Consider the following 13771-nt stretch of genomic DNA (forward strand, 5'->3'; position numbering starts at 1 on the left):
CTGTAATTTCGGTAGGCTAGCTGATTCCAGGCAAGATAAAGTTGCGTAATATTTCAGCTAGCCTATCTCAATTCTTTCTTATGATGGTCTTTATTAGTGTGGCCCTAAAAACCTATCCCCGTTAAAGTGGATCATATGTGTGGGTGAATCTGCTGTCCAAACCTCTGTTTCCCAGGAAATAGCAGAACAATATTTAGCCATCGTTTGCCGGTCAGGAAATGCAGTGACATAGACTAACCCGGGCTTAGCCTTTTTGAACAGCCTGGAAAGCTCTCCATATCTTTTGCCATCAACAGGCCCATGGGATGTAACGGACTCAATTAGCAATAACCAGTCTTTTTTAGCCCAATAAAGAACCACATCAGGTAATTTACCCTTTCGATCAACTACAACTCCCAGCTCTTCAAGCCTTTTCTTTTTGAAAAAGTCTTCCTTGGCTCCAGTATCCCCGAGATAAATAACCTCTGCTCCAGGTGCAAACACAGGCCCAAATTTAACCACAATATCATGAATAAGTTGGCTATGATCACCAGGACTCAGCTTAATCTCTGTGCCATCATCCAGCGTTAATGGAATCATCTGTTTTTCACGTTCCATTGCATATTGTGCTGCAAGGGTTTCACGTTGGCTTAACCAATTCGATAAAGCTCTGTCCCATTGGCAGGTTCCAAAAGTAGCTAATACTTGGCGCAGTGCTTCCGCTATTTGATAGCAGGCTTTTGGCGAGTTGACTGGGCGATCCGGTTTATCTGGGTTATATAAGCACAGACCACCATCTACAAACTGATGGAGTGTCTGTCTTCTGAAAGTCTCGCGGGTGTTGGGTGCATATTCCTTTCCGTAAATATCACGGCACCAGTTCATAATGGGGGTAACCCCAATCATTGGATTGGCAAGATCTGTCCATAGTCCATTAGGTTGTAGGTTTAATAATGCCAGAAGAGTTAAAGCAGAGCGTTCATTCTGCTGCTCTCTCGGCATCCCTAGCAGAGTTAGAATTTCAAGCGCCTGATCAATCTTTTTTTGTGCAGCGAGTGTGGTATCTTCTTCTCCTGTCATTGCAACTACTTCCATCTCAATTAAGTTATCAATATCAACCTGGGTTAAGGGTTTCTTTGCTGCTTGGCCTCCTATGCGCCTGAGGACTTCTGCACTGGGGTAGTGAATATTGCGCAGATCAGTGGCGTTGACCTGAGTATGCCCTCCAAACAGCCGATAATAGCTATCCAGTAACGAGCTGTTAAGGTAAATAAAAAGTCCAGTGGCTAAATGTTTATCTATGCCTCGTTTGTTACAGTGGAAGACATTGAGCTTGTTATCAAAGCCAATAAGTTCGCCGGGTAGTGAACTATCATAAAAAGTGGCAACAATTCTGCGTTTTTCTTCCTTGGAGCTAAACCGTTTAACTACGATAAAGTTGCCACTATGTTCCCATAACCATGATTTTGATCGATCAGATATCTTTATGGCATTGGGCTTTTTGGAGTTTTTTGGCCACTGCAATACACCGTTTAAGTGTATGGGATAGATTAGCGGCACAGCGCCAGCTTCTATATTGTCACGTAAGTCTTCCTTTAATCGAAAATCAACCACGGGACCGGTGGATACTTTGATTCCAAGATCATCAAGCGTATGAGTAAAGGTCGAAATACGATCAATAACTTTTTGATCTCTCTCGTTTGCAGCAATATGGATAAACTGTTCGTTATCCTCAGGGTTAACAATCTGTTCGAAAGCCACTGTCCGAGTCGTCATATCCGTGGCAGTGACAGAACCTGATAACCTGTCAATATGAAAGTCTGCCAATGGACTTGTTGTAATGACAACGTCTCCCTGTTTGGCGCCTTTCACAAGGTGAACAATAATATTTTCTTGTAATACCTTATCATGAGAAAAAGCATTTACCCTGCTGTCAAACAGGTGGATATGACGAATAGCCGTATCCCTTAGGATCATTTTTCGAAATGATTGATAATAGGCTCCATTGCAAAATGAGCGAGGAATAATGGCAACTAACTCACCATTTTTAGCCAATTGTTGTATAGCAAGGGCAACAAAGCCTGAATAAAGGTTAACTGTCTCAATGCCAGCTTTTCTCAAAGCTAAACGATGGGAACCAGTAGCAGGAATTTTTTTATAGGGTGGGTTCATTATGACATGAGAATACCGTCCTTTCTCTGCCTGCTGGCTTGAAAGAATGAAATCCCTGAGGGAAAACTCCATATTTCCATCAATGCTGACCTTATTCATCATGCGGGTACAGAAAGAAAGCGTTTGCTCAATATGGAATTTGATCTGTGGCTCAATATCCAGTGCAGAAATATGAAGGGACTGGACGCCTCCTCTACTGATGGCTTCATCAACAAAAGCGGCGGTTAGAGATCCTGGCCCACAGCCAGGGTCGAGAAGTCGTACCTGACCACTGATGTTGTCAAATAACGATGCCATGTAAAGGCTCGTTGGTGCTGCTGTAAAAAACTGGCCAAGTGATGATTTCATTCCGGGATTAAGCTGGGAGTTAGCCTTAACTCGCAAGTCATCCGCTTCCGCAAGAATACTCAATAGTTTTACTCGATCTGCATAGAGGTTGGGCCCAAATACGGCCAGAAATAGAGTTATTATGACCCACTTTAACAGTCGCCCGAAGTACAAAATAGACCTCTGTTGACACTCTGATTCCTGGTGGCGGATCATCCAAAGATAGAATACTTTGACCTTACTGCCTTTATGCCTTGTCACACAAGCTTTATGGGAAGCTCTTACACCCGCTGTTTTTTCCCATTACAATGAGCAGGTTTTTTGATGCCGCTGTACAGTATAGTGGTGGAATAACCAGTTTTTCGGGGAGGGTTTCAATGGCCGGTAGTGAAAAAGAGGGTGGATCAACTCATTTTGGATACAGGCAGGTTCCCCGGGGAGAGAAGGAAAACATGGTGGCCGGTGTTTTCCATTCTGTGGCAGACAGTTATGATGTGATGAATGACTTGATGTCATTTGGCATACACAGGATCTGGAAACGCTTTACTATAGAGCTGTCAGCTGTGCGTGCCGGGCAGCAGGTTCTGGATATTGCCGGGGGAACCGGAGACCTGGCCAGGCAATTTGCCAGACTGGTGGGCGATACCGGGCGGGTGGTGCTGGCTGATATCAATGACTCCATGCTTAAGGTGGGTAGAAACCGTCTTCTCGACCAGGGGATGACAGGGAATATTGATTTTGTTCAGGCCAATGCGGAGTGCCTGCCCTTTGCAGATAACACCTTTGACTGCATTACCATTTCATTTGGCCTCAGAAATGTCACCGACAAGGATGCTGCACTTCGTTCTATGTGCAGGGTATTAAAGCCCGGTGGACGCCTGTTGATTCTGGAGTTCTCGAAAACCAATAATCCCCTGTTAACCAAAGCCTATGACGCCTATTCATTCAGTTTGCTGCCCGCCATTGGCAAACTGGTGGCTGGCGATTCCGGGAGCTATCGCTACCTGGCTGAAAGTATTCGGATGCATCCTGACCAGGAAACGCTGGAAAACATGATGAAGGGTGCAGGTTTTGTGAATACGGGCTATCACAATATGACGGGGGGGATTGTTGCCCTCCATAAAGGAATCAAGCCTTGATAAAACCACCTTTTATTGGTGGCGGGTTGTTCGGTGACCCTGCCATAAAAACAGCAGTGCTTGCCCTTCTGGAAAAGCAGCTCAATGCCATTATCGGGTTGGACCCTGTTATTGTGCGTCAGCTTGGTGTCATGGAAGGACGGATAGTGGAGATACACTGTCTTGAACCCGACGTTCAATGCTACCTCTACCTGGAAGCATCGGGGGTCAGGTTGGCTGGCTACCATGAAGGAAGCGTTGATGCGTCGATAAAGGGAACTTTGGTGGCGTTTACGGAGCTGGCTTCAAACCGGGCGTTGGATATTGGTGATGTGGCCGGTCTGGAAAGCGGGGGGGATCCAGATATTCTGGAACAGCTTAGCCAGGCACACCGTTCGGCAGAGCTTGACTGGGAGGCATTGCTTTGTCGGTGTTTCGGGGATGTTGGCGGGCATATGCTGGCACAAGGCTTTCGCTTTGCTTCCAGGCAGGCTGAAAAGGTGCGGACCGTGGCGGCAGATAATCTGGGAGAGTATTTGCAGGAAGAACTCCGGTTGTTGCCTTCACGCAATGAACTGGAGGCTTTTTCCTCTGATGTTACCGAGTTGCAGTATGCAGTGGATAACCTGGAACGGTTAGTAAATAATGCAGCTAAAAAGCCTTAAGTCTGGATCGTTATTATTGCCGGATAATAGCGGCTCTTCTCAGTAAAATGACCGGGAATCAGGGGTATAGCAGTTGACCCGTTTGTTTAAGATTATCAGTGCCATTGCCTGCAACCGGTTGGATAACCTGGTTGAACCGGATCGGTTGCCTTTGCCATTAAGAATATGTCTTCGGCTGTTGCCCTGGCGCTATTTGATAAAAAATGATGCACCCAGAGGTGTACGGTTAAGGCTGACAATGGAGGCTCTGGGCCCCATTTTTATCAAGTTTGGCCAGATTCTTTCCACACGCCGGGATCTCCTTCCTGATGATATCAGCGATGAGCTGGCTAAGTTGCAGGACAATGTGCCTGCTTTTTCGGCAGATCAAGCCATTGATATCATTGAAAAAAGCCTCGGCAGTGATGTGGGTACGCTGTTTGAGCGCTTTGACCGGCAACCCCTTGCCTCCGCCTCTGTAGCCCAGGTGCATGGAGCCCGGTTGCATTCCGGTGATGAGGTGGTGGTGAAGGTGATCAGGCCTGGTATTCACCGGGTGATTCGTAAAGACCTTCAATTAATGTACCTTTTTGCCAGGGTTCTGGTCAGGCTGTTCAGGGATGCCCGGCGTTTAAGGCCAATGGAGGTTGTCTCTGACTATGAGAAAACCATCCTGGATGAGCTGGATCTGCTCCGGGAGGCGGCAAATACATCCCAGCTAAGGCGGAACTTTTTGGCCTCACACCTACTCTTTGTTCCACAGGTGTATTGGGATTATTGCCGTCATCCTGTGATGGTGATGGAGCGGATTCATGGTATACCCATATCGGATATCGAGACTCTCCGGGCCCGCGGTACCGATATGAAGAAACTGGCCGAGAGAGGGGTTGAGATTTTCTTTACCCAGGTCTTTCGTGACCGGTTTTTTCATGCTGATATGCACCCGGGAAATATTTTTATTGATGTGGACAATCCGGCGGAACCCCGCTACATCGGCATTGACTGTGGCATTGTTGGTACACTGGAACCTGAAGATCAGCGTTACCTTGCCAGTAACCTACTGGCTTTTTTCCGGCGTGATTACCGCAAGGTGGCCCAGCTGCATATTGACTCAGGCTGGGTGCCGAAGGAGACCAAGGTGGGGGAACTGGAAGCAGCTATCCGAACTGTCTGCGAACCCATTTTTGAGAAGCCCTTAAAGGATATCTCTTTTGGTCAATTGTTGGTAAGGCTATTTCAAACAGCCAGACGTTTTAATATGGAAGTGCAGCCCCAGTTGGTACTGCTTGAGAAAACCCTTCTGAATGTTGAGGGCCTGGGCAGGCAACTCTATCCGGAACTGGATCTCTGGAGTACGGCACAGCCATTCTTGGAAGAATGGATGAAGGATCAGGTGAGGCCATCAACTGTAGTGCGCTCACTGAGGGAGAGCAGTGCTGACTGGCTTCTCAATGCTCCCGGGTTGGCCCATCAGGCTGTTGCCAGTCTGAGGCTGGTGGCAGAGCAGCAACAGCATTTGGCTGAGCTGCAGTCAGAAGCGAAAAAACGTTCCGGACGAGTGCGGGTGCTGGGGGTTGGACTGGTTGTTATAGCTGCCGGTGCCCTGTTATTTCCTGCGGTGGCCTCAACCCTGTCAGCACCCGGAATTCTGTTGGGAGGGATTGGGGTTTGGTTATTAGCGCAGTAGTAGTCTGCAAGGTAACTGAAACCTGAAATATCCGGGCTGGGCTGTTTTTTTGATCAAAGCTTACTGGGACGGCATGAGCCGAATGATAGTTACGGAGAAACCTGATAAAGAATAGTATGGAATTTCTGTAATATATCTGTTAAGTACCCGGCTTGTAGTTGGGAGTGGGTATCCGGTTCTGGACAGGTCGCCTGTTTTACCATGGGTACTCATGCTGATCATCCTGCCAACTCTTATGGTGAGTGTTTACAAGGGATGATGTGCTGTATGCCTTGCCCTGATTTAATGGCGTGCCCATTCAGGGCAGAATAAAATTTACTTGCAGTATAGAGAACCTCCCCTGGAGGTATAGGAGCTATTCATGGGATTTGGCGGTATTGGTATCTGGCAACTGTTGATTATTTTGCTGATTGTCATTGTACTGTTCGGAACCAAAAAGCTAAAGACAATTGGCACCGATCTGGGCGGAGCTGTTAAAGGCTTTAAAAAAGCAATAGACACAGAAGAGAATGAAAACACCAGTAAGCCGGTAAAGCCTTTGGAGGCTGACTCAGTGAGTGTCTCAAAGGATAAATCTCAACTATAAAATTGAGTGAAATATCGTGCTTGATATCGGTTTTACAGAACTGCTGCTGGTTGCAGCCATTGCGCTTGTGGTGCTGGGGCCAGAGCGCCTGCCTCAGGCTATTAAAGTAACGGCCTACTGGGTTGGTAAGATTCGTCGCAGCTTTCAGTCGGTTAAGGAAGAACTTGAGCGGGAAATTGGAGCGGATGAAATCAAGCGCCAGCTTCATAACGAAGCTGTCATGGGTGAGCTGAATAAGGCGCGTAATAAGCTTCAGAGTGAACTCAGGGATTTGAAAGAGGCTGCACAGCTTAACACACCTGCCAAGGAAGCAGAGCGCGTAAGCCAGGCCACTGATTCAGCTGCGGAGCATGCAGAAATAGCCAGGCAGACAGATGCTGCAATGGAAACCAGTGCTCCTGGTAAAGGCAAGTTGTAAACTGATATGACCGACAAACAGAAAAAGACGGGGCTGGACAGAGATCAGCCGCTGGTTCAGCACCTTCTGGAACTAAGAAGCCGGGTACTAAAAAGCCTGGTTGCTGTACTGGTTGTCTTTGCAGGACTTTTTTATTTTTCCAATGATATTTACTTTTTGGTCTCAGAGCCTCTAAGAGCTCAGCTACCAGCGGGTAGCAGTATGATCGCCACTGAAGTAACTTCACCTTTTCTGGCACCCTTCAAACTGACCATTGTATTATCACTCTTTGTTGCCATCCCTTTTATTCTGCACCAGGCCTGGGCATTTATTTCACCGGGGTTATATCGCCATGAAAAGCGTCTGGCGATACCCCTGCTGATAGCCAGTGTTTTCTTATTCTATCTGGGGATCTCTTTTGCCTACTTTGTTGTTTTTCCCCTGATCTTTTCATTTTTTACAACAGTAGGGCCTGATTCAGTAACGGTTATGACGGATATTAATCGTTATCTGGATTTTATTTTGAAACTGTTTTTTGCATTCGGGGTGGCTTTTGAAATTCCTGTAGCCACGGTACTCCTGGTTTGGTCGGGAGTGACAACAGTGGATAAATTATCCAAGAAAAGACCTTATGTTGTGGTTGGCTGCTTTGTGGTTGGGATGTTTCTGACCCCCCCTGATGTTATTTCCCAATCCCTGTTAGCGGTTCCCATGTGGCTTCTTTTTGAGTCAGGTGTCTTTTTGTCCCGATTGATTAAAAAAAGAGATGAAGCTGAAGTGAGCTAGGGGTTATCAACGTTTGCTCGTGTGCTCAGCCAAAAGCCTGTAGTTTCATGGCTGGGCGCAAATGGCTTCGCTTAAGGAATACGTCAGGAATTTCCTCGGTTATTTTGCCGTAGCGGCTATTCCCAACGGTATAATTCCGAACGCACTCCACCAGTGTCATGCTATTTCCCTTTCAATATCTTGACTGCTTCACCCTTTACAAAGCCTGATTCAGGTTGAGCGACACTCTTTTGTCAGCTGGCGGTAACAGCGTCATAAGCTAAGTTTAATTAAGGGATAGCAAGCAATTCAGGGAGGGAGTATGTCTTATCCCCGTAACCACGGTAGCGTCAGCGAGTCTTCAGAAGCATCACCCTTTGATCCGCCTGTGGACGTTGTGCTAAGCAGCCTGTCGCTTTTACTGACTGATCCGGAATTCGCCAACCTTGAAGTTATTATGATGGAAACCTTCGAGGAAGTGGATGACTTAAGAGCTGAAATTCTGGTTAACAGCGACCGCTTTTCGAACCATGCATTAAATCGAATCCTTGAGGAAATCGACCGGGCTGTGGATGACTACCGCCGCGGTATTGCTCTGCTTTAGTAGGTATCAGCCGAGTTGTCACTGTCCTTGCTTTCCTTTCTTTTACTGGCAAATGAGAATGCTTGTTGGGATTGGGTTTCATGTAAAGTGAACATTTCTTCCAGTACTGACTCAGGTGTGCAGTCTCTGGTTTGAAGAATGGTTTCCAAATGGATGATAACGCCTGTTCCAACACTACAGCACTGGCCTATGACAGTTTCTTCCTGAAGTTTTCGTATGCAGGGCGACAGGGATTTCATTTTACATGTCATATGGGTTGTTATTTTTGATTGTTTCTGATCAGTTGCAGGTGTTGTTTTGGGAGTAGGTCGTATAGAATCAGTCTCTATGGAGCGAGAAGAAGCCATTCCATCAGCAACATTGTATCGATCTATATCATCCCAACGGCTATTTTGTATAGATGGCGTAGATTGTCCCTCCCGTGACGTAGTGAAACAGAAATTACCATGAGCTACAGGTCTACCTGAATCTGTTTGAATTCTGCTACCTATTCTATCAGGTGAAAATGTTGAAATCCTTTGTGCATAAGCGCCATGTACATAATTAGTATCATTTAGGCAGGGTATTTCATTTTGTCTTATAGCTATAATCGTTATAAAAAAGTGCACTGTGTTATGAATACTTTTTCGGGGAGCTGCTTGAAGAGCAAGTCCTATTTGTTGTTCCTGCTGGTGGGTGAGATGAGTGCTTTCAAGAATATGTCCTGCAGGATCCAGTTCAAGCTGAATTTTTTGTTGTTTAAGTGTGGTGGTTTCCGCCGCTTTAATTGTTTGATAGCTCGTATACTGTGTACCATCGGGCAGCTGAGCATGATAAGCCATAAGAAATCGTATGGGTTGGCAGGCCCTGTCAGATAAAGCAGTTATCAGTTCTTCATCTAGCACCACCTCTAGTGTATAAGGATCACTCATTTTCTGGTAGCTGACAAGGTGGTAGGTTTCTATACGTTGTCGATTTATGTCGGCGATAATGTGTTCCTCTTGTGTGGAACGGCCTAATGAGCGGGCGATAGCAGAGCCAAGATATTGGGCATCTTTGGGTGATAACGCAGGGTCTTTTCCGGTTGTGGGCATGGATGAGGAAAAAGTAAGGGGGCTTCCAGGTTTATAGGGCTGTGGGAAAGGGGTGACTTGCAGTGTAAATTGTATATTGGGAAGCCACTTATTTGTGCTGTTTTCAAGTTCATAACTAAAGCCAGCCATGCGCTCTTTTCCTGTACTGAGGTCTATGGCTTTTTGGCTGTGAGAGAGCATGCCCCAGTTATTTGCATTTTCTACATAAAGGCATATTCCTTGATATTTTTCTTCAGCAGCCTGAGGAGATAGCACTTCTTCCTGATCAGGCATGGAATAGGCAGTATCGTCCGACAGAGAGGTGAAGGCTTGTTCCTGCTGGGAGTTTTTTTGACTGTGAAGGGATAGTTGAGCAAGCGTGCTTGCAATTGACTCAGTCATTGCTTTTTGTTTTATTTCTTCCCTTTGTTCTGGTGTTAAATAGTCGTTGGTATGACTTTTTAAATGAGACTCCATATCTTCATCAGAAAAATTGCCATTACATAACGGACACTTGCCTGATGAAATAGCCACAGCATCTCGTAGAGCATAGTTGGGTGTTCGATCATCTACTCTATATCTTTTTCTGCATGTTGGGCATTCTTTTTTTCTTTGCTCTGCATCCTCTATACATTCCCGGCAAAACGAATGCCCGCAAGGGAGTACCTGTGGATCGTTAAAACTATCTTGGCATATTGAACAGGGATCAGCTTCGTTAAATTTAACTTCAAGATCTGGAGCAAGACCATCAATATTATAGTATTTGGTAATGACGGCATTGGTGTAAAAAGAAGAAAGGGTTAAAATAATAAATGGGTGAAAGTCTCATATTGACCACAACTAAACACTGCCACCTTTCTCAGGGAATGGTATGACATTGCTTGTAGCAGCCTTGGTGACTTTCTCGCAATAAGTTGCAGCAAATAACTTCCAGCCATTTTCAAACCAGTGGCTCTGAACTAATGACCGAAGCGTCAATATGCCCTGACCACCCGGATTTCTCCAGCGCATACCTGAGCACTTCATCCGCTGGGTAACCAAGGTTTTACAGGCTGCCTCTACCACACCAGAGCCGATCGGAAGGTTATTCGACAAGTGTTCAGCATAGCGCATACGCTGGCGATTTTTTCTGAAATACTCCAGCTCGGTCTTTAATTTTGAGCGGCGCGGATGCTTTTTATGCTGATAAGCCAGGGCTTTAATAATGCGCTCAACCCCATCAAGTTCCTCTTTGAGGACGTGTCGGTAAGTGACAAACTTTTCTTTGGACTTGATGCTGTTTTCTCCATAAGCCTGGTCAAATGCTTTCTTCAGGTGATCGGCTGCGTGGTAGTAATCAATAACCTCAACACCCGCTGGTAGTTCCCGGGAAAGGTATGACCAGTTGTCCTTGGCGCCATCAGCGACTTTGACCAGTGACAGCTGTGGCTTTTGTCGCAACGCTTCTTGCAATAGTGCTGACAAAGACTGCTTGAGTGTGAGTTTTTTAGTTTCTGGCATTCGTCCTATGCGGACTGTTGATAAACGCTCCCCCTGTTGATCGTAAAACGACAAAGTTCCGCAACTGGCCTCCTTGCAACCTGTTGGCCCTTGAGTCCGTTTGCCTTCAGAAGCGCTCCTGGCTCGCTTTTCTACTCGTTTGCCATCTTTCATGGGCAGCATAACGCCATCCAGGGAGGCGGCTACTGTGACCGCATTGGTGGGCACGTTAAGTTTCTCAATAAGCATCTCTTCAAAAGGCTCACGGTGCTGTTCCCACTGAGTATTAAATTGCCTGGGGAAACGAGCAAGACTGCTTTCTGAGGGAGACATACCTCCCATGAGATCAAGGAGGCTTTTTGCTTCACCGGGAGACATTTGAGCAACAACCCAGGCAGCTTGCTTTGCAGCCCGAGGCGTCCAGAAGCCTTCCACGATCCCGGCTTTCAACTCCATGGGCACGATACACGGCTCTTTGCCGTTACGGTAAAGTGTTCGCATAACCCGGACTGAACCAACCGCTGTCTGGTAGGTTTTATAACTGCGCAACACCTGCTTATAAGTGATCCCGCTGACCTCAATAGCTGGGGTATCAATATCAAGCTCAGCCAGCGCCTCTGCTAAAAAATCTTGCTGAGCTTGATTAAAGAGAGCATTAACGGTCTGCTCAAACTCTTCAAAGTGCCTGATAGGATTGCCAGACTCTCGCAGAGCCTGCAATTGGTGGCCTAACCGTTGAATCGCATCACAAGAAATGGTGGCGGCTTCAGTCCGTAGCTGACATACTTCCATGGGGCGGCCTCTCACTGGCAAGGTGTTGTGTGCTATCAACATCATACCTGTGATTGGCTGCCTTCTGTTTAAGCATTGAAAAAATAGCTGCCTACTACTTTCCCCGGTTGGCAAGCTGAAGAAGCTCGGTCAATTTGAGACTTTCACCCTAATAAATAAAGCAATGTTGTTTTTTGAATGAAATGCTATTGTTGAAATCATGTTTTTTCCTTTCTGTTATATTAACGTAATAAATGTTTTTATATTTTCAATTATTGTTAATATTGATTAGTAAATTTTTTGTTATTTCTTTTAACGAAATTACCGTTGGCGGTTGAATTAGTGAAACTTTCTATTAATTCCTATTCTGATTTTTCAGAGGAATGCTATGCAATCTAACCGTACGTATGATGCGAGTTGAGAAATTCACCTTCCCATGAATCTTATACAGTCCTTGTACAGGGTGGTGATGGAGAAAATATAAAATTTTAAGACAACCTCAGGGCGTTGGGAGCGGAATGAACTCCCCATCTCTATAAATTTTGTCCTTTATGGTTCCAATAGGTGAGAATATCCCCTTTTTTTACCTCTGGATGATGAGGGTGGTACTTTTCCACCTATGGCTATTGAATGAATCTACTGTTATTAACCCCGGATGATTTTATAGATGATACTACTGTCAGGCTTGATTGCCGGCGGTTTAAGCATATTCAGGAGGTGCACCGGGCTCAGGTTGGGGATAGCCTGAAGGTGGGACTGCTGGATGGAAACATGGGGAGTGGGGAAATCATCAGGCTTGGGGATAGTTCCCTGGAGCTGACTGTGTCCCTGGAAAGTTCCCCGCCGCCCGCTTTACCCCTGACCGTGCTGCTGGCCTTACCCCGGCCAAAAATGCTGAAGCGTTGTTTGCAGCATCTCACGGCATTAGGTGTTAAAAAAATTGTGTTGATGAATAGTTACCGGGTGGAGAAAAGCTTTTGGCAGTCTCCCTGGCTTGGGGATGAAAAAATCCATGAGCAACTACTGTTGGGCTTGGAGCAGGCGAGAGATACCGTACTCCCGGAGGTGATTCTTGAGAAGCGTTTCAAGCCCTTTGTAGAAGACCGGCTTCCTGAAATGGTAAAAGGAAAGAAAGCCTTGATTGCCCACCCTGTTGGTGGAAAAGAGTGTCCCAGACAGTTAGCTGAACCGGCTGTTCTGGCCATAGGGCCTGAGGGGGGCTTTATTCCCTATGAGGTGACTAAGCTTCAAGAAGCCGGATTTGAGGCGATTAATCTGGGGCCAAGAATACTCCGGGTGGAAACAGCAGTTACGGCTCTGGTGAGTAAACTTTACGATTGATGGCTGAAAGAGTATCTTGACTAAAAGATGTTCACACTTCGCCATTTAATTTGCCAAGGGCAAAGGTAGGCAATCACTCAATGATAGACAAAAAGGGATTTTTTGTCGTACTGGGAGTATTGCTGCTAGCGGCATCAGCAGCGCCGGCATCGGATAAGGGGGTGCTGCTTGATGAGTTGTATGAGCAAGCACAACTTGAGCGTCAGTTGAACTGGATAAAGTCCAGTATGACCTTGGACTATTCAGAATATACCTTGCCAGATAAAGTACTGGATACGGTTAACCAGGTGGTCAGGGTTCGCTATAGCCCGCTTTTTTTCAGGGTATCCATGATGAATACCCTGGATGAGGCGCTGACAGTGGATGAGTTGCTGGCACTGGTTGAGTGGTATAACTCGCCCCTTGGACAAAAAATCCTTAAGCTGGAAACCATCGCCAATAATCCTTTTAATGCGCCTCGTATCCAGGCCTATATTGAAGAGCGTTTATCCAGGCAGCTGCCCCGGTCAAGCCGGACAGCCCTTATCGAAGAACTCATGGTTGCCCTGGATGTTGTTGAACATGGCACTGAGCTGGCTGCCACAGCCTCTGTGGGTGCCCGGCGGATCTTACTGGAAGTGATGCCGGTGATAAATGAAGGGGCAAGGCGTCCTCCACAGGCACTTAAGGCCAGGGAAAAACCAGCCATCCGGCGAACCATGTCCGAGCGGATGAAAAGCATTTTCTTTTATACCTACCGTAGTCTTTCAGATCAGGAAATCCGCCGTTATCTGGAATTTGCCCGCAGTTCTGCCATGCAGAATTTTCAGAGGGGGCAGGTGCTGGCTATTGGCCGAATGCTTTAGGGGC

13 protein-coding genes are annotated in these 13771 nt (G+C 46.4%); 9 read left to right on the forward strand and 4 right to left on the reverse strand.

The features are described from left to right. Positions 1-93: 93 nt before the first annotated feature. Positions 94-2739 carry an Eco57I restriction-modification methylase domain-containing protein gene (locus tag MJ595_RS08690; RefSeq protein WP_263082063.1) on the reverse strand — a complete coding sequence of 882 codons (2646 nt, stop codon included), beginning with the start codon at positions 2737-2739 and terminating at the stop codon, positions 94-96. Positions 2740-2855: 116 nt separating this feature from the next. On the opposite strand from MJ595_RS08690, the gene ubiE reads away from it, so the two are divergent. The 6 genes from ubiE (at position 2856) to tatC (ending at position 7696) form a co-directional block, all read left to right on the forward strand. Next, positions 2856-3617, forward strand: coding sequence for a bifunctional demethylmenaquinone methyltransferase/2-methoxy-6-polyprenyl-1,4-benzoquinol methylase UbiE (gene ubiE / locus MJ595_RS08695; protein WP_263082064.1), 762 nt, complete (start codon positions 2856-2858; stop codon positions 3615-3617). After that, positions 3614-4261, forward strand: coding sequence for a hypothetical protein (locus MJ595_RS08700; protein ID WP_263082065.1), 648 nt, complete (start codon positions 3614-3616; stop codon positions 4259-4261). The genes ubiE and MJ595_RS08700 overlap by 4 nt, the downstream gene beginning before the upstream one ends. A 73-nt stretch (positions 4262-4334) precedes the next feature. Further along, on the forward strand, positions 4335-5927 hold the full coding sequence (gene ubiB, locus MJ595_RS08705; protein WP_263082066.1) for a ubiquinone biosynthesis regulatory protein kinase UbiB: 1593 nt from the start codon (positions 4335-4337) through the stop codon (positions 5925-5927). 361 nt (positions 5928-6288) lie between these two features. Further along, the gene (tatA, locus tag MJ595_RS08710) at positions 6289-6513 is read left to right on the forward strand and encodes a twin-arginine translocase TatA/TatE family subunit (protein WP_263082067.1); all 225 of its coding nucleotides are present in this window, start codon (positions 6289-6291) and stop codon (positions 6511-6513) included. A 16-nt stretch (positions 6514-6529) separates the two neighbouring features. Continuing rightward, positions 6530-6931, forward strand: coding sequence for a Sec-independent protein translocase protein TatB (gene tatB / locus MJ595_RS08715; RefSeq protein ID WP_263082068.1), 402 nt, complete (start codon positions 6530-6532; stop codon positions 6929-6931). A 6-nt stretch (positions 6932-6937) separates the two neighbouring features. Next, the gene (gene tatC, locus MJ595_RS08720) at positions 6938-7696 is read left to right on the forward strand and encodes a twin-arginine translocase subunit TatC (RefSeq protein WP_263082069.1); all 759 of its coding nucleotides are present in this window, start codon (positions 6938-6940) and stop codon (positions 7694-7696) included. A gap of 25 nt (positions 7697-7721) precedes the next feature. Here the strand turns inward: tatC and MJ595_RS08725 are convergent, their stop codons facing one another. Further along, positions 7722-7856 carry a hypothetical protein gene (locus MJ595_RS08725; RefSeq protein WP_263082070.1) on the reverse strand — a complete coding sequence of 45 codons (135 nt, stop codon included), beginning with the start codon at positions 7854-7856 and terminating at the stop codon, positions 7722-7724. A 141-nt stretch (positions 7857-7997) separates the two neighbouring features. Between MJ595_RS08725 and MJ595_RS08730 the strand changes: the two genes are divergently transcribed. Next, positions 7998-8279 carry a hypothetical protein gene (locus MJ595_RS08730; protein WP_263082071.1) on the forward strand — a complete coding sequence of 94 codons (282 nt, stop codon included), beginning with the start codon at positions 7998-8000 and terminating at the stop codon, positions 8277-8279. Here MJ595_RS08730 and MJ595_RS08735 read toward each other — a convergent pair. Together MJ595_RS08735 and MJ595_RS08740 are read right to left on the reverse strand one after the other, a co-directional pair. Next, complete coding sequence (locus MJ595_RS08735) at positions 8276-9865, reverse strand: hypothetical protein (protein ID WP_263082072.1); 1590 nt, start codon at positions 9863-9865, stop codon at positions 8276-8278. The genes MJ595_RS08730 and MJ595_RS08735 overlap by 4 nt on opposite strands. Positions 9866-10171: 306 nt before the next feature. Continuing rightward, the gene (locus MJ595_RS08740) at positions 10172-11647 is read right to left on the reverse strand and encodes a hypothetical protein (RefSeq protein WP_263078329.1); all 1476 of its coding nucleotides are present in this window, start codon (positions 11645-11647) and stop codon (positions 10172-10174) included. 564 nt (positions 11648-12211) lie between these two features. Here MJ595_RS08740 and MJ595_RS08745 point away from each other — a divergent pair. Both MJ595_RS08745 and MJ595_RS08750 read left to right on the forward strand, forming a co-directional pair. Next, positions 12212-12922, forward strand: a complete 711-nt coding sequence (locus MJ595_RS08745) for a 16S rRNA (uracil(1498)-N(3))-methyltransferase (RefSeq protein ID WP_263082074.1) — start codon at positions 12212-12214, stop codon at positions 12920-12922. Between the two features lie 80 nt (positions 12923-13002). Further along, entirely contained in the window at positions 13003-13767 is a 765-nt protein-coding gene (locus tag MJ595_RS08750; RefSeq protein ID WP_263082076.1) for a DUF2059 domain-containing protein, read from the forward strand. Positions 13768-13771 lie beyond the last annotated feature (4 nt).

Origin of the sequence: Endozoicomonas sp. Mp262 (assembly GCF_025643335.1) — a bacterium.
In the GTDB taxonomy this organism is placed as follows: domain Bacteria; phylum Pseudomonadota; class Gammaproteobacteria; order Pseudomonadales; family Endozoicomonadaceae; genus Endonucleibacter.

Excerpts from the sequence above, each read along its gene's own strand:
- ubiE (WP_263082064.1), top strand. The coding sequence starts at position 2,856 with ATGGCCGGTAGTGAAAAAGAGGGTGGATCAACTCATTTTGGATACAGG.
- tatA (WP_263082067.1), top strand. The coding sequence starts at position 6,289 with ATGGGATTTGGCGGTATTGGTATCTGGCAACTGTTGATTATTTTGCTG.
- tatC (WP_263082069.1), top strand. The coding sequence starts at position 6,938 with ATGACCGACAAACAGAAAAAGACGGGGCTGGACAGAGATCAGCCGCTG.
- MJ595_RS08725 (WP_263082070.1), bottom strand. The coding sequence starts at position 7,856 with ATGACACTGGTGGAGTGCGTTCGGAATTATACCGTTGGGAATAGCCGC.
- MJ595_RS08730 (WP_263082071.1), top strand. The coding sequence starts at position 7,998 with ATGTCTTATCCCCGTAACCACGGTAGCGTCAGCGAGTCTTCAGAAGCA.
- MJ595_RS08740 (WP_263078329.1), bottom strand. The coding sequence starts at position 11,647 with ATGATGTTGATAGCACACAACACCTTGCCAGTGAGAGGCCGCCCCATG.
- MJ595_RS08745 (WP_263082074.1), top strand. The coding sequence starts at position 12,212 with ATGAATCTACTGTTATTAACCCCGGATGATTTTATAGATGATACTACT.
- MJ595_RS08750 (WP_263082076.1), top strand. The coding sequence starts at position 13,003 with ATGATAGACAAAAAGGGATTTTTTGTCGTACTGGGAGTATTGCTGCTA.